Origin of the sequence: Nonomuraea sp. NPDC047897 (assembly GCF_043204415.1) — a bacterium.
Lineage (GTDB): Bacteria > Actinomycetota > Actinomycetes > Streptosporangiales > Streptosporangiaceae > Nonomuraea.
In genome coordinates, this window is the sequence record NZ_JBIDCC010000029.1 from 16366 (window position 1) to 38206 (window position 21841).

General features: G+C 72.0%; 22 protein-coding genes and 1 tRNA gene. 12 read left to right on the plus strand and 11 right to left on the minus strand.

The features are described 5' to 3' along the window. Nucleotides 1-94: 94 nt before the first annotated feature. Entirely contained in the window at nucleotides 95-2398 is a 2304-nt protein-coding gene (locus ACGF0J_RS37430; RefSeq protein ID WP_393153936.1) for a phosphoketolase, read from the plus strand. Between the two features lie 156 nt (nucleotides 2399-2554). On the opposite strand, the gene ACGF0J_RS37435 is transcribed toward ACGF0J_RS37430, so the two are convergent. The 3 genes from ACGF0J_RS37435 to ACGF0J_RS37445 all read right to left on the minus strand — a co-directional run bounded on the left by ACGF0J_RS37435 (nucleotide 2555) and on the right by ACGF0J_RS37445 (nucleotide 4948). Further along, nucleotides 2555-3211 carry a CBS domain-containing protein gene (locus ACGF0J_RS37435; protein ID WP_393153938.1) on the minus strand — a complete coding sequence of 219 codons (657 nt, stop codon included), beginning with the start codon at nucleotides 3209-3211 and terminating at the stop codon, nucleotides 2555-2557. Nucleotides 3212-3292: 81 nt separating this feature from the next. Then, the gene (locus ACGF0J_RS37440) at nucleotides 3293-4165 is read right to left on the minus strand and encodes a universal stress protein (RefSeq protein ID WP_393153941.1); all 873 of its coding nucleotides are present in this window, start codon (nucleotides 4163-4165) and stop codon (nucleotides 3293-3295) included. 120 nt (nucleotides 4166-4285) lie between these two features. After that, nucleotides 4286-4948, minus strand: a complete 663-nt coding sequence (locus tag ACGF0J_RS37445) for an adenylate kinase family protein (RefSeq protein WP_393153944.1) — start codon at nucleotides 4946-4948, stop codon at nucleotides 4286-4288. Between the two features lie 184 nt (nucleotides 4949-5132). On the opposite strand from ACGF0J_RS37445, the gene kstD reads away from it, so the two are divergent. Beyond that, nucleotides 5133-6956 carry a 3-oxosteroid 1-dehydrogenase gene (gene kstD, locus ACGF0J_RS37450; RefSeq protein WP_393153946.1) on the plus strand — a complete coding sequence of 608 codons (1824 nt, stop codon included), beginning with the start codon at nucleotides 5133-5135 and terminating at the stop codon, nucleotides 6954-6956. A 113-nt stretch (nucleotides 6957-7069) separates the two neighbouring features. Here the strand turns inward: kstD and ACGF0J_RS37455 are convergent, their stop codons facing one another. Beyond that, a complete protein-coding gene (locus ACGF0J_RS37455; RefSeq protein WP_393153949.1) occupies nucleotides 7070-7900 on the minus strand; it encodes an N-acetylmuramoyl-L-alanine amidase in 831 nt (276 codons plus the stop codon). Between the two features lie 134 nt (nucleotides 7901-8034). On the opposite strand from ACGF0J_RS37455, the gene ACGF0J_RS37460 reads away from it, so the two are divergent. The 6 genes from ACGF0J_RS37460 to ACGF0J_RS37485 all read left to right on the plus strand — a co-directional run bounded on the left by ACGF0J_RS37460 (nucleotide 8035) and on the right by ACGF0J_RS37485 (nucleotide 12874). Next, complete coding sequence (locus ACGF0J_RS37460) at nucleotides 8035-8427, plus strand: GntR family transcriptional regulator (RefSeq protein WP_393153951.1); 393 nt, start codon at nucleotides 8035-8037, stop codon at nucleotides 8425-8427. After that, entirely contained in the window at nucleotides 8424-9341 is a 918-nt protein-coding gene (locus ACGF0J_RS37465) for an ABC transporter ATP-binding protein (protein ID WP_393153954.1), read from the plus strand. The genes ACGF0J_RS37460 and ACGF0J_RS37465 overlap by 4 nt, the downstream gene beginning before the upstream one ends. 477 nt (nucleotides 9342-9818) lie before the next feature. Then, on the plus strand, nucleotides 9819-10361 hold the full coding sequence (locus tag ACGF0J_RS37470) for a hypothetical protein (RefSeq protein WP_393153957.1): 543 nt from the start codon (nucleotides 9819-9821) through the stop codon (nucleotides 10359-10361). A gap of 37 nt (nucleotides 10362-10398) precedes the next feature. Continuing rightward, the gene (locus ACGF0J_RS37475; protein WP_393153959.1) at nucleotides 10399-11670 is read left to right on the plus strand and encodes an alpha/beta hydrolase family protein; all 1272 of its coding nucleotides are present in this window, start codon (nucleotides 10399-10401) and stop codon (nucleotides 11668-11670) included. 46 nt (nucleotides 11671-11716) lie between these two features. Further along, nucleotides 11717-12103, plus strand: a complete 387-nt coding sequence (locus ACGF0J_RS37480; RefSeq protein WP_393153962.1) for a hypothetical protein — start codon at nucleotides 11717-11719, stop codon at nucleotides 12101-12103. 99 nt (nucleotides 12104-12202) lie between these two features. Continuing rightward, a complete protein-coding gene (locus ACGF0J_RS37485) occupies nucleotides 12203-12874 on the plus strand; it encodes a DUF6766 family protein (protein WP_393153965.1) in 672 nt (223 codons plus the stop codon). Here ACGF0J_RS37485 and ACGF0J_RS37490 read toward each other — a convergent pair. Continuing rightward, entirely contained in the window at nucleotides 12799-13665 is an 867-nt protein-coding gene (locus ACGF0J_RS37490; RefSeq protein ID WP_393153968.1) for a 1-aminocyclopropane-1-carboxylate deaminase/D-cysteine desulfhydrase, read from the minus strand. The genes ACGF0J_RS37485 and ACGF0J_RS37490 overlap by 76 nt on opposite strands. 44 nt (nucleotides 13666-13709) lie before the next feature. On the opposite strand from ACGF0J_RS37490, the gene galK reads away from it, so the two are divergent. Beyond that, nucleotides 13710-14831 (plus strand): galactokinase, encoded by a 1122-nt coding sequence (gene galK, locus ACGF0J_RS37495; RefSeq protein WP_393153970.1) that lies wholly within the window; start codon nucleotides 13710-13712, stop codon nucleotides 14829-14831. 27 nt (nucleotides 14832-14858) lie between these two features. Here the strand turns inward: galK and ACGF0J_RS37500 are convergent, their stop codons facing one another. Together ACGF0J_RS37500 and ACGF0J_RS37505 are read right to left on the minus strand one after the other, a co-directional pair. Further along, entirely contained in the window at nucleotides 14859-15632 is a 774-nt protein-coding gene (locus ACGF0J_RS37500) for an enoyl-CoA hydratase-related protein (RefSeq protein WP_393153972.1), read from the minus strand. A 40-nt stretch (nucleotides 15633-15672) separates the two neighbouring features. Further along, nucleotides 15673-16830 carry a nitric oxide synthase oxygenase gene (locus ACGF0J_RS37505; protein ID WP_393153975.1) on the minus strand — a complete coding sequence of 386 codons (1158 nt, stop codon included), beginning with the start codon at nucleotides 16828-16830 and terminating at the stop codon, nucleotides 15673-15675. Between the two features lie 728 nt (nucleotides 16831-17558). Between ACGF0J_RS37505 and ACGF0J_RS37510 the strand changes: the two genes are divergently transcribed. Next, nucleotides 17559-18212 carry a helix-turn-helix transcriptional regulator gene (locus ACGF0J_RS37510; protein ID WP_393153977.1) on the plus strand — a complete coding sequence of 218 codons (654 nt, stop codon included), beginning with the start codon at nucleotides 17559-17561 and terminating at the stop codon, nucleotides 18210-18212. Then, a complete protein-coding gene (locus ACGF0J_RS37515) occupies nucleotides 18209-18673 on the plus strand; it encodes a hypothetical protein (protein WP_393153979.1) in 465 nt (154 codons plus the stop codon). Before ACGF0J_RS37510 ends, ACGF0J_RS37515 begins: the two co-directional genes overlap by 4 nt. A 521-nt stretch (nucleotides 18674-19194) precedes the next feature. On the opposite strand, the gene ACGF0J_RS37520 is transcribed toward ACGF0J_RS37515, so the two are convergent. Then, nucleotides 19195-19266 (minus strand) — tRNA-Asn (locus tag ACGF0J_RS37520). Nucleotides 19267-19403: 137 nt separating this feature from the next. On the opposite strand from ACGF0J_RS37520, the gene ACGF0J_RS37525 reads away from it, so the two are divergent. Next, the gene (locus ACGF0J_RS37525) at nucleotides 19404-19745 is read left to right on the plus strand and encodes a YtxH domain-containing protein (protein WP_393153981.1); all 342 of its coding nucleotides are present in this window, start codon (nucleotides 19404-19406) and stop codon (nucleotides 19743-19745) included. A 43-nt stretch (nucleotides 19746-19788) separates the two neighbouring features. Here ACGF0J_RS37525 and ACGF0J_RS37530 read toward each other — a convergent pair whose 3' ends face one another. Genes ACGF0J_RS37530 through ACGF0J_RS37540 form a run of 3 tightly spaced genes read right to left on the minus strand, consistent with a single transcriptional unit; the run spans nucleotide 19789 to nucleotide 21724 of the window. Next, entirely contained in the window at nucleotides 19789-20262 is a 474-nt protein-coding gene (locus tag ACGF0J_RS37530) for a hypothetical protein (RefSeq protein ID WP_393153983.1), read from the minus strand. Further along, nucleotides 20259-21533, minus strand: a complete 1275-nt coding sequence (locus ACGF0J_RS37535; RefSeq protein WP_393153985.1) for an amylo-alpha-1,6-glucosidase — start codon at nucleotides 21531-21533, stop codon at nucleotides 20259-20261. Before ACGF0J_RS37535 ends, ACGF0J_RS37530 begins: the two co-directional genes overlap by 4 nt. A 32-nt stretch (nucleotides 21534-21565) precedes the next feature. Beyond that, a complete protein-coding gene (locus ACGF0J_RS37540; protein ID WP_393153987.1) occupies nucleotides 21566-21724 on the minus strand; it encodes a hypothetical protein in 159 nt (52 codons plus the stop codon). Nucleotides 21725-21841 lie beyond the last annotated feature (117 nt).

The window sequence follows — 21841 nt, forward strand, 5'->3', positions numbered from 1 at the left end:
CGTCCCGACCCGAGGTGACCTCCGGCGGCGGTGTGCGAACCGGGGTACGGGGGACAGTGAGACCTGATCGCAGTCAACCACCGGAGGACATCGCATGGGCGTCGTGGACCACATAGACGCGTACTGGCGGGCGGCGAACTACCTGTCGGTCGGCCAGATCTACCTGCTGGACAACCCGCTGCTGACCGAGCCGCTGCGGCCCGAGCACATCAAGCCGCGCCTGCTGGGACACTGGGGCACCACGCCCGGGCTCAACTTCTGCTTCGCCCACCTCAACCGGGTCATCCGCGAACGCGACCAGGACATGATCTACATCGCCGGGCCGGGCCACGGCGGACCGGCCGCGGTCGCGCACGCCTGGCTGGAGGGCGCCTACACCGAGCGCTACCCCGAGGTCTCGCAGGACGCGGCCGGGATGCGGCGGCTGTTCCGCCAGTTCTCCTTCCCCGGTGGCATCCCCAGCCACGTGGCGCCGGAGACTCCCGGTTCCATCCACGAGGGCGGTGAGCTGGGCTACAGCCTGGCCCACGCCTACGGCGCCGCCTTCGACAACCCGGACCTGGTCGTGGCCTGTGTGATCGGCGACGGCGAGGCGGAGACCGGGCCGCTGGCCGCGAGCTGGCACTCCAACAAGCTGCTGGACCGCGAGCGGGACGGCGTGGTGCTGCCCATCCTGCACCTGAACGGCTACAAGATCGCCAACCCGACCGTGCTGGCCCGCATCCCCGAGACCGAGCTGCTCAAGCTCATGGAGGGCTACGGCTACCGCCCGCGCATCGTGGGCCCAGACCACGGCGAGATGGTGGCGGCGCTGGACGAGACGTTCGAGGAGATCGCCGCCTACCGCGCCGGGCGGGCCGACCGCCTCCCCATGATCGTCCTGCGGACGCCGAAGGGCTGGACCGGGCCGCGCGAGGTGGACGGGGTGCCGGTCGAGGGCACCTGGCGGGCCCATCAGGTGCCGCTGTCAGGCGTCCGCGACAACCCCGAGCACCTGGCCATGCTGGAGCAGTGGATGCGCTCGTACCGGCCGGACGAGCTGTTCGACGGGGACGGCAGGCCCGTCACCGCCGTCCTGGAGACGGTGCCGGACGGGCCGCGCCGGATGAGCGCCAACCCGCACGCCAACGGCGGCGAGCTGCTCGCCCCGCTGCGCATGCCGGACTTCCGCAGGTACGCCGTCGAGATCAAGACGCCCGCCACGCAGACCAGCGAGCCCACCCGCGTGCTCGGCGGCCTGCTGCGCGACGTCGTCGCCGCCAACCCGCGCACCTTCCGGCTGATGGGCCCCGACGAGACCGCCTCCAACCGGCTGTCGGACGTCTTCACCGTCACCGACCGCGCCTGGAACGCCCGCGTCGAGCCCACCGACGAGCACCTCGCCCCCGGCGGGCGGGTCATGGAGGTGCTGTCGGAGCACCTGTGCCAGGGCTGGCTGGAGGGCTACCTGCTGACCGGGCGGCACGGCCTGTTCAACTGCTACGAGGCGTTCATCCACATCATCGACGCCATGTTCAACCAGCACGCCAAGTGGCTGGAGTCGGCCCAGAACATCCCGTGGCGCCGGCCCATCGCCTCGCTGACGTACCTGCTGTCCTCGCACGTCTGGCGGCAGGACCACAACGGCTTCAGCCACCAGGACCCGGGCTTCCTCGACGTCGTGCTCAACAAGAAGGCGTCGGTGGTGCGGGCCTACCTGCCGCCGGACGCCAACACGCTGTTGTCGGTGGCCGACCACTGCCTGCGCTCGCGCGACTACGTCAACGTCATCGTCGCCGGCAAGCAGCCGGTGCTCGACCTGTTCACGATGGACGAGGCCATCGCGCACTGCAGCCGCGGCCTCGGCATCCTGCCGTGGGCCAGCACCGACGGCGGCGGCGAGCCGGACGTGGTGCTCGCCTGCGCGGGCGACGTGCCCACCCTGGAGACCCTCGCGGCCGCCGCGCTGCTGCGCGAACACCTGCCGCGGCTCAAGGTGCGCGTCGTCAACGTGGTCAACCTCATGCGCCTGCAGCCGCCGTCCGAGCATCCGCACGGCATGTCCGACGCCGAGTTCGACACGCTGTTCACCACCGACAAGCCGATCATCTTCAACTTCCACGGCTACCCGTGGCTGATCCACCGGCTCACCTACCGCCGTCACGGCCACGACAACCTGCACGTGCGCGGCTACAAGGAGGAGGGCACCACGACCACGCCGTTCGACATGGCGATGCTCAACGACATCGACCGCTACCACCTGGTCATGGACGTCATCGACCGGGTGCCCGGCCTCGGCGCCTCCGAGGCGCACCTGCGCCAGCGGATGAGCGACGCGCGGCTGCGGGCGCGGGCTCACACCCGCGAGTTCGGCGAGGACCTCCCCGAGATCAGCGACTGGACCTGGCCCCGCCACTGACCCCGAGCGCGTGGACGGCGAAAGGCCGGTCACGGTGAACGTGACCGGCCGGCCGGCGGCGGGGCCTCGGGGATGGGCCTCTGGGTGGTCCCGCCGCCGGCGAGGTGACCGGGCGTCCCGCGGGGCGCCCGGAGCCGGGGTGTCCGCGCCGGCGGGCTACATCAGCGGCGGGACGATGAGCAGGTCCTCCTTGTCGTAGGACAGGTCGGTGACGACGTCCACGACGCCCTCGACCCGGCGGATCGCCGCGGCCAGGTCGACGACCTGGGAGCTCCACTCGACGGTGCCGCGGATGTGCACGACGCCGCCGTCGATCTCGACCCAGAACGCGGCCGGGTCCGGCAGCAGGGCGTTGATCTCGGCTTCCAGCTCGGCCGCCGGCCGGGTGAAGACGCGCAGCACGTCGCGCTGGTGCAAGGTCCCGCTCACCCGTCCCGTCACCGGGTCGATGACGGGCAGTTGCTTGATCCGCTCGTCACGCATCAGCCGTGCCGCGTCCCGGACCGGCGTGCCCGGGGTGACGGTGATCGCGGGGGTGGTCATGAGCTGGGCGGCGGTCACGCCCGCCGCCTTGCGGTGCTCCTGGCGCCGCCTGCGCGACTCGAAGAGCGGGACGGGGTGCCGGACCGGGCGGGCCTCCTTCAGCAGCAGGTCGTCCTCCGACACGATGCCCACCGGGCGGCGGTCGGCGTCGATCACGGTGACCGCGCCGACGGCGTAGCGCTTCATCGCCGCCACGATGTCGGCGAACGACGCGTTCTCCCTGACGGTGATCGCCACCCGTCCCATGACGTCCTTGACCTGGATTGACATTGCCGCCACCTTCCTCTCGCCCTCCACGATGCCGTTCCGGCGGGGGCGGCGGCAGCGCCGAACGTCCCCGCCCGCGGGGCCCTAGGTCCCCGGCCGGGGCGGGCTTTCGGGCCGGGGCCGGACAACGGCGACGGGGCAGTGGGCGTGGTGCAGCACGCCGCGGCTGACGGAGCCGAGCAGCATCGCGCCGAGGGCGCCGCGCCCGTGGGAGCCCACGACGACCAGGTCGCCCTCGGACGACGCCCTGGTCAGCGCCTCCACGGGATGCCCCGACTGGACGTCCTCGACCACGGTGACCTGCGGGAACTCCTTCTCGAACCGTTCGATCGCGGCCTTGATGAGCCGGTACTGGGTGGTGCGGACGTCGTCCATGTCGTAGGCGAGCTCCGGCGCGAAGGCGTGCACGGGGAGCTGCCAGGCGTGGATCGCCCGCAACGTGGCACCGCGCAGCGCGGCCTGCTCGAAGGCGTACCGGAGGGCGGTCTCACCTTCGGGCGTGTCGTCCACGCCCACGATGACCTGTCCGCGGACCTGGCCCGGCGCGCCGGGCACGACGACGACGGGGCAGCGCGCGCGGCCCGCGACGTGGCCGCTGACGGAGCCGAGCAGGGCGCCGGCGAACCCGCCGTGGCCACGGCTGCCGATCACGATCTCGGTGGCCCGTTCGGCCTGTCCGGTGAGCACGACGGCCGGCGCGCCGTCGCCCAGCTCCGTGCTGACGTCCACGGTCGGCTGGCGGTCGCGCGCGAGGGCGAGCGCCTCGTCCAGCACCTTCTGCCCGGCCTGGACGAGGGCGTCCGGCCACTCGGCGGCGGGGAACTTGGCGATCTGGTACGGGGAGCGGTCCACCGCGTGCACGATGCGCAGCGGCTCGCGCATGCGCAGGGCGTCGTCCACCGCCCATTCCACCGCAGCGCGGGCGGGTACCGATCCGTCGACACCGACAACGATCATGGCTCCTCCTCGGGTCCGCTTCCATCGGACCCCGGACCGCCGCCGGACGGCAGGGCCGGAAGTCCCGACCGGCCAGGCCGAAGGGCCGTCCCGGGACACCGGCGGGGGCCGCGCCGGGTGTCAGGCGTCCGGCGCCGGGGGCGTGTAGGGCGGCAGGCCGAGCCGGTCGCGGATGGTCCGCTGGATGGTCGTCTTGTCGCCGCGGGCGTCGACCGTCGTCACGTACTCCTTGCGGCGGAACAGCTCCAGCACCGGGTCGATCTTGTCGTGGTGGTCGCGCAGCCGCCTGGCCAGCGCCTCGGGCGTGTCGTCGGCCCGGGTGACCAGCTCGCCGCCGCACACGTCGCAGCGGCCCTCGGCTTCGGGGCGGTGCGCGATGAGGTTGTAGTCCATGCCGCACCGCGAGCACAGCCGCCGGGCCAGCACCCGCCGCCGCACCTCGTCGTCGGGCAGGTCCAGGTGGATGACGCCGTCGATGTCGTAGCTCTCCAGGAAGAACTCCGCCTGGCGCCGGTTGCGCGGGAAGCCGTCGATGACGAAGCCGTAGTTCCAGTCGTGCTGCCGCAGCCGCTGCTCGACGACCTCCTCGACCAGGTCGTCGCCGACCAGCTCGCCGGCGGCGACCGCCCGCCTGACCTGGGCTCCCAGCTTGGTGTGGTGTTTGACGTGCCAGCGGAAGACGTCGCCGACGCTGATGTGCGTCAGGTCCAGGTCGGCCGCGAGCAGCGTCGCCTGCGTGCCCTTGCCGCTGCCCTGCACTCCCATGATCACGTATTTGCGCATGCCTCCCATTGTCCGTCGTGCGGCCGGATGGCGCATTGACACCATTACCAACCAAGCGCATGCTTGCGATGGATCCGAGGGCCGCAACGGGCCCCGCCCGTGCCCGTCGCACCCGGCGCGAGGTGCCGGCGCGGTCGTTCCTCCCCTGCCGCCGTCGCGGCGCACGTACGCGAAGGGATGCCAGATGGCCGACGCACCCGTCCTCCCCCCGCCGTCTCCCGAGCCCGGCCGGGCGGGCGAGGGGCACAGCCGCCGGGCCGTCATCAAGGGGGCCGCGCTGGCGGGCGGCGCGCTCGTGGCCGGCGCGACGCTCGGCCACCGGCCCGCCCACGCCTCCTCTGCGGTCCGGTACGCCGAGACGGAGTACGACGTGGTCGTGGCCGGGTCCGGCGCCGCGGGGATGACCGCCGCGCTCACCGCCGCCAAGCGCGGCCTGCGCACCCTCGTCATCGAGAAGGCCGCCACGTTCGGCGGCTCCGCGGCCCGCTCCGGCGCCGGCATCTGGATCCCGTGCAACGAGGTCATCCTCGCCGCCGGCGTGCCCGACGCCCCCGCCAAGGCCGCCGCCTACCTGGCCCGCGTGGTCGGCGACACCGTGCCGGCCGACCGGCAGCGGGCCTTCCTCGACCACGGCCCGGCCATGCTGTCGTTCGTCATGCGCAACAGCCCGCTGCGGTTCCGCTTCATGGAGGGCTACTCCGACTACTACCCGGAGTTCCCCGGCGGCCTGCCGGGCGGCCGCAGCATCGAGCCCGACCAGCTCGACGGCAGGGTGCTCGGCGACGAGCTGGCCCGGCTGAACCCCGCCTACATCCCCACCCCCGCCGGCATGGTCGTCTTCAGCGCCGACTACAAGTGGCTGACCCTGACCGCGGTCAACCCGAAGGGCCTGGAGGTCAGCGCCGCCTGCCTGGCCCGGGGCGCCGCGGCCGCGCTGCGCGGCGAGAAGCCGCTGACCATGGGCCAGGCCCTGGCCGCCGGGCTCCGTGCCGGGCTGCTGCGGGCGGGCGTCCCGGTCTGGCTGGACACCCCGCTCCTCGACCTGCGCGTCGAGTCCGGCCGCGTCACCGGCGTGACGGCCGACCGCGACGGCGTGCGGACCCTGGTCCGGGCCCGCCGCGGCGTCGTCGTCGGATCGGGCGGCTTCGAGCACAGCGCCGCCATGCGGGCGGAGTTCCAGCGCCAGCCCATCGGCACGAGCTGGACCGTCGGTGCCAAGGAGAACACCGGCGACGGCATCGAGGCGGGCGAGCGGGCCGGCGCGGCCCTGGACCTGATGGACGACGCCTGGTGGGGCCCGGCCATCCCGCTGCCCGGCGAGCCGTACTTCTGCCTGGCCGAGCGCACCCTGCCCGGCTGCATCCTGGTCAACGGCAACGGCGTGCGCTTCGTGAACGAGGGCGCGCCCTACAGCGACGTCGTGCACGTCATGTACGACCGGAACACGCCGGCGGCGCGGCACATCCCGTGCTGGCTGATCGTGGACCAGAACTACCGCAACCGCTACCTGTTCAAGGACGTCGCCCCGCTGCTCCCGCTGCCCGACTCCTGGTACGACGCCGGAGCCGTGTTCCGGGCGGCGACGGTCGAACAGCTCGCGCAGCGGATCGGCGTCCCACCGGCGGCCCTGCGCGCCACCGTCACCCGGTTCAACGGCTTCGCGTGGCAGGGGCGCGACGACGACTTCCACCGGGGTGACAGCGCCTACGACCGCTACTACGCCGACCCGTACGTCAGGCCGAACCCCTGCCTGGCTCCCCTCTGGCTGCCGCCGTTCTACGCCTTCAAGATCGTTCCCGGCGATCTCGGCACCAAGGGCGGCATGCGGACCGACGCGCGGGCGCGGGTGCTGCGGGCGGACGGCTCGGTCATCCCGGGCCTGTACGCGGCCGGCAACGCCAGCGGCGCCGTCATGGGCCGCAGCTACGCCGGCGCCGGCTCGACCCTCGGCCCGGCGATGACGTTCGGCTACGTGGCCGCCAACCACATCGCCGACACCCCGGCCTGACCCGGCCTGCCGGCGCGGGGCCCCCTCTGTCCGTCCGGTCCCGGCTGTCCGTCCGGTCCCGGCTGTCCGTCCGGTCCCGGCGGCCCCACAGGCTGTCGACCGGCGGCGAGGGGTCAGCCCCTGTGCAGGTAGGTGGTCAGGCCGGCGGCCAGGGCCGCGGCGATGCGCTCGCGGAAGGCGGGGTCGGCCAGCTTGGCGGCGTCGCCGCGGTTGCGCATGTTGCCGCACTCGACGAACACCGCCGGCCGGGTCGACAGGTTGAGGCCGCCGAGGTCGGTGCGGGTCTCCAGCCCGTCGCGGCCCGCGTACGTGGCGTACGGCAGGCCGGTGCCGCTGCGGTAGGCGGCGCGGACGGCCAGCCCGAGTCTGCGTGACGGCGCGACGACGGCGTCGTTGTGCCCGGCGATCAGCCCCGGCAGCAGCACGTGGAACCCGTGCCCGCCGGGGGCGGCCCCGTCGCCGTGGATGGACAGCACCGCGTCGGCCCGGGCCTTGTTGCCGATGGCGGCCCGCTCGGTGATGCACGGCCCGACGCCCCGGTCGTCCGGCCTGGTGAGGACGACCTCGGCGCCCTCCTTCTCCAGGAGCGGCCGGAGCCGGCGCGCCACGTCCCAGGTGAAGGCGTGCTCGGTGTATCCGGAGGCGGTCGAGGTGCCGGTGGTGTTGCACGGTTTGCGCTGGGTGATGATGTCGACCAGCCGGTTGATCTCCGCCGGGTGGGAGGCGTTGCCCCCGTTGTGACCCGGGTCGAGCACGACGACCTTGCCCGCGAGGGCCTTACCCGCCGGTGGCGTCGTGGGCTGGGTCGCCCGGGCCGGGGCGGTGCCCGGGGCCGGCGGGGTGGTCGCGTCACGCGCCTGCGGGCTCGCTCCGCCGCCTCCGCACCCGGTGGCCAGCGCCACGAGCGCGGCGAGCATCACCTGTGCCGTCCTCTCGGCGCGCATGTCTCGTACCGTACCGGCCGGCGCGGCGGGCGCCGGTCTGCAATCGGCCTGGTGACCCCCTCCTTTCGGGAGATTCCCGTCATACTCTCCTAATGGTCTATAGTGCTACGACTATAGATAAAGTGGAGGATGCGGTGATCGAGTTCCATCTGGACGGCCGGTCGGGTGTCTCGCCGTACCTGCAGATCGTCCAGCAGGTACGGCACGCGCTGCGGCTCGGCCTGCTGGCCGAGGGAGATCGGCTCCCGACGGTCAAGGAGGTGGTGGCCTCCCTGGCGATCAACCCCAACACCGTGCTCAAGGCCTACCGGGAGCTTGAGCACGAAGGCCTGGTCGCCCCCCGACCCGGCGTCGGGACGTTCGTCACCCGGACATTGACCGACGCCTCGCTCGCCGCCCACGGCCCCCTGCGCCAGGAGCTGCGGCGCTGGCTGGCCAGAGCCCGCCTGGCCGGGCTCGACGACGACAGCATCGAGGCCCTGTTCATGACGACCTTTCGGACCACCGCCCGGGAGGACATAGCGTGACCGCGATCCTGCGGGCCCGGCACCTGGGCAAGAAGTACCGGCGGCGCTGGGCGCTGACCGGCTGCACGCTCGACGTCCCGGCCGGACACGTGACCGGCCTGGTCGGCCCCAACGGAGCGGGGAAGTCGACGCTGCTGAACCTCGCGGCCGGGATGCTGACGCCGACGTCGGGCACGATCGAGGTGTGCGGCGGCCGCCCGGGAAGCGGCCCCGACCAACTCGCCAAGGTCGGCTTCGTCGCCCAGGACACCCCCGTCTACGCCGCCCTCACCGTCGCCGACCACCTGCGCCTGGGCGCCCGGCTCAACCCGGGCTGGGACGACGCCCTGGCCCGCCGCCGGATCGAGCGGCTCGGCCTGGACCCCGACCAGCGCGCCGGCAGGCTCTCCGGCGGTCAGCGCGCCCAGCTCGCCCTGACCCTGGGCATCGCCAAGCGGCCCGAGCTGCTGATCCTCGACGAGCCGGTCGCCGCCCTGGACCCGCTCGCCCGGCGCGAGTTCCTGCAGGACCTCATGGAGGCGGTCGCCGAACACGGGCTCAGCGTCCTGCTGTCCTCCCACCTGATCGCCGATCTGGAACGGGTCTGCGACCACCTGGTCGTGCTCGTCGCCGCGCAGGTGCGGCTGGTGGGGGAGGTCGAGGAGCTGCTGGCCACGCACCACCGGCTGAGCGGGCCCCGCCGCGACGTCGGCACGCTGCCCGCGGACCAGCAGGTCGTCTCCGCCGGCCACACCGACCGGCAGACCACGCTGGTCGTCCGCACCGAGGCGCCGATCCTCGACCCCGCCTGGAGCGTGAGCGGTCTCAGCCTCGAAGACCTCGTCCTGGCCTACCTGGCCCGTCCCGCCGACGCCCCGGCCCCTCCCGCCGACGACGGGCCGGCCGGTCGTCCCGCCCTGACGGTGCTGCGATGATCTGGCTGACCTGGCGCCAGTTCCGCGCCTGGGCGGCAGCGGTGTACGGCCTGGTCGCGGTGGCCGCCGCCGTCCTCGTGATCGCCGGCCGGCCGCTGCCGGGCTCCGGCGTCACGAGGCTCGCCCAAGCCGACGCCTCCCTGTACTCCGCCGGCATCGTGGCGGTGTACGCCCTGCCCGCCGTCGTCGGCGTCCTGTGGGGCGCGCCGCTCGTCAGCCGCGAGCTGGAGACCGGCACCCACCGCCTGGTGTGGAACCAGGGCGTCACCCGGACCCGCTGGCTCGTCACCAAGATCGCTGTCATCGGCCTGGCCGCCGTGGTCGCGGCCGGGCTGCTCAGCCTCGCGGTCACCTGGTGGGCCGGCCCCGTCGACGCCGCCACCCGGCCGGAGACCATCCACCCGGCCGGCGCCACCGTCGGCGACGCCGAGTTCTTCGCCGCGCGGATCTCGCCGCTCCTGTTCGGCGCGCGGCATCGTGCCCGTCGGCCATGCCGCCTTCGCCTTCGTCCTCGGTGTCGCCGCGGGAATCCTGGTGCGCCGCGCCGTGCCCGCCATGGCGGTCACCCTCGCCGTGTTCGTCGCCGTCCAGGTCGCCGTGCCGTTCGCGGTGCGCCCGCACCTGGCCCCGGCGGCCCGGCAGACCGTCACCATCACCATGGCGAACATCTCCAAGCTGGGCATGAACGACGCCGGAGGGCTGGAGGAGCTCGCCGTGGCCGGACCACGGGGCGCCTGGGTGCTGGCCAACGAGACCGTCGACGCCACCGGACGGACGGCCACCGCCCCCTCCTGGACGGCGGGCTGCGTGCGTCCGCCGGGGCAGACCGCCCCGTCCGGTCCCGCCGCGGACCAGGCGTGCTTCGCCAAGCTCACCGACCTCGGCTACCGGCAACGGGTGACCTACCAGCCGGCCGACCGTTTCTGGGTCCTGCAGGGCGCCGAGACGGCGCTCTTCCTCGCCCTCACCGCCCTGCTGACCTGGGCCTGCGTCCGGTGGATCCGGACCCGCCTGCCCTGACCGCCCCCTCCCCATCCCCTCGAAAGGACTGACATCCATGAGTCGTGCGATCGACCCGCGCCACCCGGCCGGACGGAACACCGACGGCAGGACCACCGGGAGCCGCGCCCGGCGGCGCGGCCTGGCCGCCGCCGCCGGGCTGCTCGCCGTGGTGGCCACCGCGGCCTTCGCCTCCGCACCGGCCTCGGCCATGCCCGCCTCCGCCGCGCCCACCTCCGCCACGCCCACCGCCACGCCCACGCCGTACCTGCCGAAACCGACCGGCTCCCAGCCGGTCGGCACCACGAAGCTGCACCTCAAGGACACCTCGCGCCCCGACCCGTGGATGCCCACGGTGAAGTTCAGGGAGCTCATGGTCTCCCTGTGGTACCCGGCGAAGAAGCCGGGCCGCCACCGGGCGCCGTACATGACGCCCAAGGAGTCCGAGCTGCTCCTCAAGGACGGCAAGATCACCAGCGTGCCGGCCGACGTGCTGAGCAGGACGCGGACCAACGCCTTCACCGACGCCCGGCCCGCCGGGCGCAAGCGCGGCCTGCCCCTCGTCGTACTCTCCCCCGGCCACAGCAAGCCCCGGGCCGAGCTCACGTCGCTCGCCGAGGACCTGGCGAGCCGCGGATACGTGGTGGCCGCGGTCGACCACACCTACGAGAACGTCGCCACGACCTTCCCCGACGGACGGGTCACCACCTGCGTCACCTGCGAGGTCGACAAGACCCCGGCGTGGTGGGAGAGGCTGACCCACAGCCGGGCCGCCGACGTGTCCTTCGTGCTCGACCGGCTCACCGGTTCGCGCCCGGCGTGGAAGGGCGCGCGGCTGATCGACCCGTCCAGGATCGCGATGGCCGGGCACTCCGTGGGCGGGGCGAGCGCCATCCCGGCCATGGTCAAGGACTCCCGGATCCGGGCCGGCGTCGACGTGGACGGCACGACTGACGGCCCGGTCCCGGACAGCGGGCTGTCGCGGCCGTTCCTGTTCCTCGGCCGGCAGTCCACGTACACCCCGGGCAGCGGTGAGGCCGCCGCCACCTGGGAGCGCGACTGGAAGCGGCTCACCGGGTGGAAACGCTGGCTCGTGGTGACCGGGGCGCAGCACGTGTCCTTCAACGACCTCGGCCTGCTGACCGACCAGCTCGGCATCGACGTCGGCGCCGACATCGCCGGCATGCGCGCCATGGAGATCACCCGCGGGTACGTCGCGGCGTTCCTCGACCGGCACCTGCGCGGCAGGCCGCAGCCGCTGCTGGACGCGCCGTCGGCCCGCTACCCCGAGGTCCTGCACTGCACGGTCGAGACGAAGAGCTGCCGGTAGCCGGGCCACGCGGAATGCCTGATTCATGAGCGGGTAACAGAGGCGCATGAGACTGCCGCTCGCGCCGCTCCCGCTGCTCGCGCTGGCGCTCGTGGCGGGCTGCTCCGTCGACACCGCCGCGCCCGCCCGCACGGCGGAGCGCTTCCACACCGCCGTGGCGGAGCGGCGGGACGGGGCCGCCTGCGCCCTGCTCGCGCCCCGCACCGCCGAGAGGCTGCCCGACCCCGGGCAGACGTGCGCCGAGGCGCTGCGCGCCGTGGGGCTGGGCGCCGGCGGTCCGGTCACCGGCGTGCAGGTGTGGGGCGACGAGGCCCAGGTACGGCTGGCCGGCGACACGATGTTCCTGCACCGGTTCGGCGACGGGTGGCGGGTCAAGGCCGCGGGCTGCAAGCCGCGGGGCGGGCTGCCCTACGACTGCGAGGTGGCGGAGTGACCCGGGTCATGTTCACGGTGACGCTGGTCATCATCGTGGCCGGGCTGGTGTGGTTCGTCGCGATCGGGCTGGCCCACCTGTGAGCCGGAGGAGGCGCGGATGAGGCGGATCAAGGACAACGCGCTGTCGCTGACGTTCCTGGCGCTGTTCGTGCTGGCGCTGGGCGGGCAGGCGGTGGCGGGCACCTTCCAGTACAACGACGAGGAGCTGTCCAGCGGCGGGGAGCCGGTGTCGGTGCTGGACTACGTCACCTCCTCCACCTTCGCCGTGGACGTGGCGGAGAACTGGCAGTCGGAGTACCTGCAGTTCCTGCTGTTCATCGTGCTGACGGTCTGGCTGGTACAGCGCGGCTCGCCCGAGTCGAAGGAACCGGGCGAGGAGGGCGCCGAGTCGGACCGGCAGCAGCTCGTCGGCCCGTACGCCAAGGCCGACTCCCCCGCCTGGGCCCGGGCGAAGGGAGTGCGGCTGTGGCTGTTCAGCAACTCGCTCGGGCTGGTCATGGGCGCGGTGTTCGTCGGGTCGTGGCTGGCGCAGTCGGTGGCGGGCCTGGCCGCGTTCAACTCCGACCGGCTGGCCGACCTGCGCGACCCGGTCTCCTGGGGCGGCTACCTCGGCTCGCCGGAGTTCTGGAACCGGTCGTTGCAGAACTGGCAGTCGGAGCTGCTGGCGGTGCTGTCGATGGTGGTGCTGTCGATCTACCTGCGCCAGCGGGGATCGCCCGAGTCGAAGCCGGTCGGCGCCTCGCACGCGGCGACGGGCGTCGAGGGCTGACCCACCGGCGGGAACGGCTGCCCCGTGACCACGGCGACGACGCGGGTGCCCGCGGGGAAGGCGCCCTGCCTGATCCGGGAGAGCAGGCCGTACAGCATCTTGGCCACGTAGACCTCCTCCAGCCGGTGCTCGGCGGCGAACGCGGCCAGGGCGGGGGTCGAGCGGGCGTAGCCGCCGTAGTGGTGGTCGAGGTCGATCGACCAGTTGTCCCACACCCGCCCGTACGCCTCGCGCTGCAGCCGCGCCACCTCCCCGGTCAGGAAGCCCGCCCCCTTCAGCACCGCGAAGCCGAGGGCCCGCCTGCCCGGCGGGAGCCCCGCCGAGATGCCGGCCAGCGTGCCGCCGGTGCCGACGGGGCAGCAGATCACGTCGTAGTCCTCGGTGATCTCGGCGGGCAGTTCGGCGCAGCCGCGCACCGCCGCCGCGTTGCTGCCGCCCTCCGGCAGGATCGTCACCTCGCCCCACCGCTCGCGCAGCCGGGACTGGACCTCGGGCGTGTGCTTGCGGCGGTAGGTCGCCCGGTCGAGGTAGGTGAGCGTCATCCCGAGGGAGGCGGCGTGGGCGAGGGACGGGTTGAGCGGCAGCCGTTCCTCGCCGCGGATCACGCCGATCGTCTCGAACCCGTGCCGCGCCCCGGCCGCGGCGACCGCGCGGATGTGGCCGGAGTAGGCGCCGCCGAAGGTGAGCACCCGCGGATGGCCGAGGTTGTGGGCGAGCTTGCGCGCCTTGTTGTCGTCGTGCTTGACGAAGACGCGGACCGCGCCGAGGCCGGGCAGCAGGAGCTCCTCCACGCGCGCTAGTCTACGCACGGGTCTTTGTTGAGGAGTGTTGGGTTATGCGCGTTGTTGAAGCTTTCCGTGCCGCGTTCGGCGCGGACCCGGAGACGGTCTGGCACGCGCCCGGCCGCGTCAACCTGATCGGCGAGCACACCGACTACAACGACGGCTTCGTCCTGCCGTTCGCGGTGCCGTGGGGCGTCACGGCCGCGATCAGCCCCCGCGGCGACCGGACGATCCGCCTGCTGTCCCTGCAGTCGCCGTCCGCGGAACCCGTCACGATCACCCGGCACGAGGACTCCGAGGGGTGGACCCGCTACGTCGTGGGCGTGTTCGCCATGCTGGGCGACCAGGTGCCCGGCGCCGACATCGTGGTCGACGGCGACGTGCCGCAGGGCGCCGGGCTCAGCTCCAGCGCCGCCCTGGAGGTGTCGGTCGCCAGCGCGCTCGACGACCTGCACGGCCTCGGCATGAGCCCGATGGAGCTGGCTCTGCTGTCCCAGCGGGCCGAGAACGACTTCGTCGGCATGCCCTGCGGCATCATGGACCAGGCCGCCTCGGCCCTGTGCCAGGAGGGCGCGGCGCTGTTCCTCGACTGCCGCTCGCTCGGCTCGCGCGCCATCCCGCTCGACCTGGCCGCGCACGGCCTGCGCATCCTCATCATCGACACGCAGGTCCACCACGAGCACGCCGGCGGCGAGTACGCCAAGCGCCGCGCCGAGTGCGAGTCGGCGGCCCGCAAGCTGGGTGTGGCGGCGCTGCGCGACGTCACCGACCTGGCCGGCGCGCTGGAGCGGCTGCGGGGCGACGAGCGCAGACGCACCATGCACGTCGTCACCGAGAACCACCGCGTCGAGGCGCTGGTCGGCCTGCTCCGCGCGGGCGCGGTCACGGAGATCGGCGCGCTGCTGAACGCCTCGCACCTGTCGCTGCGCGACCAGTACGAGGTGTCGTCACCGGAGCTGGACGTCGCCGTGGAGGCGGCGCTGCGCGGCGGGGCCCGCGGCGCGCGGATGACGGGCGGCGGCTTCGGCGGCTCGGCGATCGCGCTGGTGGCCGAGGACCGGCTCGACGGCGTCAAGGAGTCGGTCGCGGCGGCCTACGCCGAGCGCTCCTGGAAGGCGCCCCGCTTCCTGCCCGCCGTCCCCGGCCCCGGCGCGCGCCGGCTCCTGCCCTCCTGACTTCGCCGCTGACCGGCCGGGGCGCGATCAGAGGGGCGGGAAGCGCGGCGGGCGGCGTTCGAGGAAGCTCGCCACCCCCTCGGCGAAGTCGGGCCGGCCGAACGAGGCGAGCATCTCGCCGGTGGCGATCCCGGCCGACTCGGCGAGCGTCACCTCCCAGTCGTGCCACACCTGCCGCTTGATCACCGCCATCGACGCGGGCGAGCTGTGCTCCGCCAGCTCCCGGGCGTACGCGCGGGCCTCGGCGAGCAGGCGGCCGGCGGGCACCGCCCGGTTGACCAGGCCCAGCTCGTACGCCTCGGCCCCGCTGAAGACGCGGCCCGACAGCAGCAGGTCCATCGCCCGCTGCTGCCCGACGAGGCGGGGCAGCACCCATGACAGGCCGTACTCGGCGATGAGGCCGCGGCGGGCGAAGGCGGTGGTCCACTTGGCGTCGTCGGCGGTGAACACCAGGTCGCAGACGAGCGCGTGCACCATGCCCAGCCCGGCGCAGGCGCCGTTGACCGCGGCGACGACCGGCTTGCCGATCGTGGTGGGCAGGGTGTTGGGCCGCGGGTCGGGTTCCTCGGCGTAGGCGCCGCTCCGGATGGCGCCGAGCGTCTCGAAGTCGGCGCCCGCGCAGAAGCCCTTGCCGGCCCCGGTGACCACCACGGCCCGCACGCCGGGGTCCTTGCCGGCCTCCTCCAGCAGGTCGAAGTATCGCCGTCCCAGCGCGTCCGTCCAGGCGTTGAGCCGGTCGGGACGGTTGAAGGTCAACGTCAGCACGCCCTGGTCAAGCGAGGAGAGCACGAGTTCGTCCATCCTCCAACCGAACCATGTTCTAGGCGGTGGCGGCAAGCGGTCACGTATGGCGGACGAAGGCGGGGGTGAGCGACGGGTTGTCGTAGTAGCGGTGGAAGACCGGAGTGACGCCGCCCGAGATCGGCGGGACGATCCACGACCAGTCCGCCGGGCACACCCGGCCCGCCTGCTCCTCCTTCGCCAGGTGGGTGAGGAAGCGGGCGGACTCGGTGTGGTGGTCGGTCATCGTGACCCCCGCCCGTTCGAACGAGTGCAGCACCGCCACGTTCAGCTCCACCAGCGCGTGGTCGCGCCACAGCGACCGCTCGGTCGAGGTGTCGAGGCCGAGCTGCCGGGCCACCACGGGGAGCTGGTCGTAGCGGTCGGCGTCGGCGAGGTTGCGCGCGCCGATCTCGGCCCCCATGTACCAGCCGTTGAACGGCGCGCACGGGTAGCAGATGCCGCCGATCTCCAGGCACAGGTCGGAGATCGCGGGCACGGCGTGCCAGCGCAGCCCCAGTTCCTCGAACCACGGGTAGTGCGGGTGCGCCAGCGGCACCTCCAGCACGGCGTCACCGGGCAGCGCGCACAGCAGCGGCTCGGCGCCGGGGCCGCCGTGCGGCGCGCCACCGGAGCGGATCACCAGGGGCAGCACGTCGAACCGGCCGCCCTGCCCGCCGCGCCAGCCGAGCGCCCGCACCATGTCGGTGAAGTCCGCGTAGCGGGGGTCACCGACGACCGTCCCGTCGCTCCCGCGGTACCCGGCGTAGCGGATGAGCTGCTCGTTCAGCACCCTCGGGGCGGGGCGGCCGGGCGTGTCGGGGGCGAAGACGCTGATCGTGGGCCGGATCCGGCCGCCGTTCGTCGCCTCGCGCAGGTGGTTGACGCACTCGACGGCCACGCCCTCGGCGCCGGTCACCTGCCGCAGGTCGCGCACCTTGAGCGAGCGCCAGTAGAGCCGTCCGATGCACCGGTTGCTGTTGCGCCAGGCGACCCGCGCGCCGAACTGCAGCTCCTCGAAGGTGTGGACGTAGGTGCCGAAGCGCGAGACGTCGCGGGCGACCTCGCGCAGCCGGGCGTGCGGGTCTCCGGCGGAGGGGTTCTCCTGGTGGAACAGCCGGACGAAGCGCTCGGCCTCACGGATGTCGATGGTGCGCTCGATGAGCGTCTGCACGGCGATGGAGTCGAAGGGACGCAGAGACCTGATCCAGGTACGCACGCGGAAACCGCCACTTCCGATCGCGGAGCGCCCCACCGGTTCCGGGCCGGCGGCGCCCTCCTGCCGGTGGCGCCCTCTCCTCGCCACCCTCGGCATGCCCGCGGCTGCCGCACCGGCCAGGCCGGCACGACGTCCCCATCTTCGCTCGCGATCCGCCGCTTGTCCCGTCAAATCACAGATCGTGTGACCTTACGGTTACAAGGGGTGAAAATCGCGCGGAGGGGTGGCGACGTGTCAGGCAGGCCCGCAACCAGAGCCGATCACGGCTTGGGGTGCGTGGCTGTGGAGTGTCCAAATGATCTATGGAAGCGCCGCACCCCCGGAGTGTCATGTAGCCCAAGGAAGCGCAACGAGATGGCAAAATAGGGCCTTCGACGCGGAGAGGGTCCGGTGATGACGGGAAAGCTGGCGGACCCGTCCGAGCACACCGACAAAGACATCAAGAAGGCCCTCAGGTATTGGGTGGGTTTGGGTTGGAATCTTTACCGTGAGGGTCACGGGTTCCGGTTGTACTGCCCTTGCGAGAACAGCTGCACAACCATCCCGGTGGGCAGCACACCAGCCAACGCCGGCCGAACAGTACGCCGGATCAACCGGGCTGCCCAGCTATGTCCGCTGGATCCCGATGACCCGCGCAGGGCGTTGACCGGCATGGATCGGTGACGATGAGGGTGGGCGTTGACGAACGTCAACAGGCCTGCGAAGCTCGGAGTGTGGGAGGAGGCGCCATGGAGTATGAGTTCTGCTTCGTGGTTGACGGCGCGTCCGTCGATGACATCGCAGCTGTTGAGGCACTGGAACGTGAGCTCGATGCCATGCTGTTTCGAGGTGGCGGCGTAGATCTTCTGGACATTGCCTTCGACGGAGAGAGTGCGCTCGACGCAGCGATGAGCGCTGCGAGATCGATCACTCACTGTGTTCCCCAGCTGCGACTGCTGCGCCTGCACCGAGACCTGGTCGGAATTCCGGAAATCGCGGAAAGAGTCGGCGTCACACGCCAGAACGTTCACCAGTGGGTTACAGGTCGGCGCCGACACAAAGACCTGTGTGCATTTCCTGCGCCTGAAGGAACCGCTGGCCGGGCGCAAGTATGGCTGTGGGTAGAAGTCAATGCCTGGCTCAAGCAGCGGGGCCTGGACGACGGAGTTGATCGGCCGGATCGAAACGAGATGGCCGATATCGATTCAGCCTTGAACTGTGAGCTCCAACACAGGACAAAGCTCGCGATAGAGCGCTGGCGTCGAAATCGCAGTGTCGGGGTTCTGGCGACTTATGAGGCGACCCTCGAATCGATCGACACCGAAGAGGTCGCCCAGCTCACTGCCGCATCTCAGGACTGGAGCGATTTGAGGTCCCTTGATTACAGGGTAGCCATACGATGAACAATCAACAGCCCGCGCAGTCTGTAGATCTCGAATCCATGCTGGAGCTCAACAACATCTACTTCATGGAGGTCTCCGCTCGGCGCTGGAACTCCAACCCGGAGGACCAAGAAGATCCGCCGGACAGAACTACTCAGAGCCTGCAGGTTCTACAGAATATAGATGAACAGAAGATGGCCATTCGAGGCCGATTGACCGTCAAGACTCCGCAAGCTCTATTGATCGCTGATGCCGTAGCGATCTACAAGCTGAAGGAGGAAGACGGTACTAACGACGACGCAGCGCCACAAGAGGTGGAACCTAGCGCGGAATCGCTACGGATCTTCGCCGAGAATGAAGGCGTGCCTGCTATATTCCCGTTTCTCCGTGAAGCGATTCACAGCAGTGCCAGAAAGATCAGCGTTAAGGCCCCAGTGCTTCGTACACTTCGCCGCGGGCACGTCGAACTGAAGTCGCCCTGACGGCTCCTGGTACGCCCGGGGGTTGCTCGCCTCGATCTCCTCGCCAGCCATTGCTCAGGCGTCACACTGTTGCCTACGGCTATCGTCCGGACAATGCCGCCCAGCCCGCCGCCGCCCCACCACCACGTCGTCGGCGCAGGGCCGGACTTCACCTGCGACGACGGGACCTTGCTCGACCCCGTGCGCGTTCTGCGTGGCCTATGCGTGATCACCAGGCCCGCATCGGCGACCGCTGGAAGGTGCGGAAGCTCCGGCACTCCTTCGTCTCGGTCCTGAGCGACGGGGATGTCTCGGTGGTACGCATCGCTGATCTCGTCGGGCACGCGACGGCCAACACGACACAGACCGTCTACCGGCACCAGATCGGCCGGTCATCGTTCACGGTGCCGAAGCCATGGACGCGGTCTTCGGCACCGGTGGCCAAGCCGGGTGGTGGCTCCCCTGGCTCCCGGAACGACTCAGGCCCTCCCACCTGTTACCGGTGAGAGGGCCTGAGCTACCAACCTCTTGGTTGATCACAGCTCCCGCGATAGGACTCGAACCTATAACCTGCCGGTTAACAGCCGGCTGCTCTGCCGTTGAGCTACGCGGGATCGAACGTCTGCGCCGATCCGGCCGGGCTTTTGGCCCTCCCGTTCGGCGCACGACTAGATTAGCGCACTCCCGGAGTGCGTGTCGCATCCTCAACGGGGTAGTGCGGAGACAGCGGAGGTGCAAGATGCGATATCGGATGACATTCGCGATCGGACTGGCTGTCGGATACGTGCTGGGCAGCAAGGCCGGCCGCGAACGCTACGAACAGATCAAGAAGGCGGCCCAGCGTGTCGCCGACAACCCGCGGTTCCAGCAGACCGCGGGCGTGGTGAACGCGCAGGTGTCGAAGGTGGCCGACGTGGCCAGGCACCGGGTGGGCGACACGCTGCAGCAGCGGATCCCCTTCCTGCACGGCGACGATCGCCATCTCGACACGGGCACCGGCTGGCCGGACGAGACGGCGACGGATCGGCCCGGTCAGACCGGTCAGGCGGGGATGGGCCAGAAGAAGGCCGACGAGACCGGCATCCCCTACTGACGGTCCGGCGGCCCACCGGCGGGGCATGGGATCATGAGGCGCGTCACACGCCCATGCTCCGCCGCACTCCTTCCAGGGCTTGTTCGGCGAGCGCGCGCAGGCCGGGGTCGTCGGGGTCGAGGCCGTCGTCGAAGACGAGCGTCCAGCCGAGCACCTCGCCGCCCGGCCTGCGCCGCGCGACGAGCCGCACCCCACCGCGGCCGGGCAGCATGACGTGCTTGTTGACCACGATGGTGGAGTTGACGCGCTCGCGCACCGTCTCGGGCAGCAGCCGCGGCTCGGGCACCCGTTCGCGGCGCCGCTCGCCCGCCGTAGTGATCAGCCGCAGCCCCGCCTCGTCCCACGTGGCCTTGTCGATCGTCTCGTACGGGACCCGCGTTCCGTCGGACAGGAACAGCGCCAGGTTGGTGGCCACCACGTAGCCGCCGTCGGCGCCCGCGAACGTCAGCACCCGCTCCCCCCGCTCGGTGGGCAGGGACTTGCGGACGTCGGCGGGCAGGCGGCGCAGGAAGCTCATGGCTCCACGGTATCGGCGAGCAGGTCGAGAGTGAGCGCGGCACTCCACGAGAAGTCCCGGCAGCCCCGGCCGCTGCCGTCGAAGGGGTCGAAGCACTCGCGGAAGCCCGCCTGGCGCACCAGCCGCAGCGTGCAGCCGGTGAGCTGGTCGCGCAGCGGGCGCAGGCCGTGCACGGCGGCGGCCCGGCGCAGCAGCCAGTTGGTGTTCACCCAGGACGGCCCCCGCCAGTAACGGGTGCGGTCGAACTGGGTGGCGCGGATCTCGCAGCTCGGCACGGGGTAGCCGGTCGCGCCCATGAACCTGGCCGACTCCAGCACCTCGACGGTGGCGGCGACCCGGTCGGCGGGCAGGCCCGGGTCGAGCAGCGGCCCGAAGGCGCCGACGGTCGCGACCGGGATGAGCCGGCCGGCCCGCAGGTCTCGGGCGTAGAAGCAGCCGTCCCACAGGCGTTCCAGCAGCGCGTGCCGGATGCGCCCGGCCTGGTCCAGGTGGGGACCGGGGTCGGCGCGGGCCACCGGGGCCAGCTCGGCGAGCGCGTGGCAGGAGGCGAGCCAGATCCCGTTGAACAGCGGGCACTCGACGGCGAAGGGGTGCTCGTCGCGCAGGTATCCGGCGCGGTATCCGGCGTTGCGGTAGCGCAGGGCGAGCCACACGTAGCGGTCGTGGTCGCTGTCGGGGTGGCGCTCGGCCAGCTCGACGTTGCGGTAGCCGTACCTGACCTCGGGCAGCGCGGCGAGCGGCGGGTCCCAGGCGGGGCTGTCGTCCATGCCCGACTCCCACGGGTGGACGATGGCCGCCAGGCCGTGCCCGCCGAGGTCACGGGCGGTGGCGAGGTAGCGGTGCTGGGCGGCCAGGGCCGGGTAGGCCCGCCGGACGAAGCCGGCGTCGCCGGTGTGGCGGTAGATCCACCACAGGGCGAGGCCGTGCAGCGGCGGCGCGGTCAGGCCGGAGGTGGGCACCCGGGGCGCCGCCTCGTGGTCGCCGGAGCGCCAGACCGGCGGCCCGGGGAAGTACGCCTCCGGGGTGTGGAAGACGATGTGCGGCAGCATGCCGGTGGCCCACTGGCCGTCGAGCAGGCTGAGCAGCTCGGTCCTCGATCGGTCGGGCTGGTGCCGGGCCAGGCCCATCGCGACGAAGGCGGAGTCCCAGCTCCACTGGTGCGGGTAGAGGCCGGGGGCGGGCACGGTGGCGGAGCCCGTCCAGTTCGCCTCGAGCACCGCCAGCGCCTCGTGCCCGAGCGCGGCGTCGTCGACCGCGGGCCGCGCCTCCATCCACCTACTATGCGCCGCGAAGCGTTCGGACGCTATGTCCTCTTCGCCCACTTAGCGATGAACATGGCGCCGACGGCGACCGCGCCGATGATGAGCCCCCACTTCAGCAGCGTGAGCGCGAGCCCGACGAGGGGGCCGAGCAGGAGGAGCGCGGCGACGACCGCCGCGATGATCAGAAGTATGCGTCCCATGTCCATGACGGTAAGCGGTGATTTAGAGCGTGACTCATTTGGTGGTTGCTCGTTGTATGGGTCGTGGAAGTGTTCCTGCAGCGGCTGGTGCCTGATGAGTTATGGGAGATCTTTCAG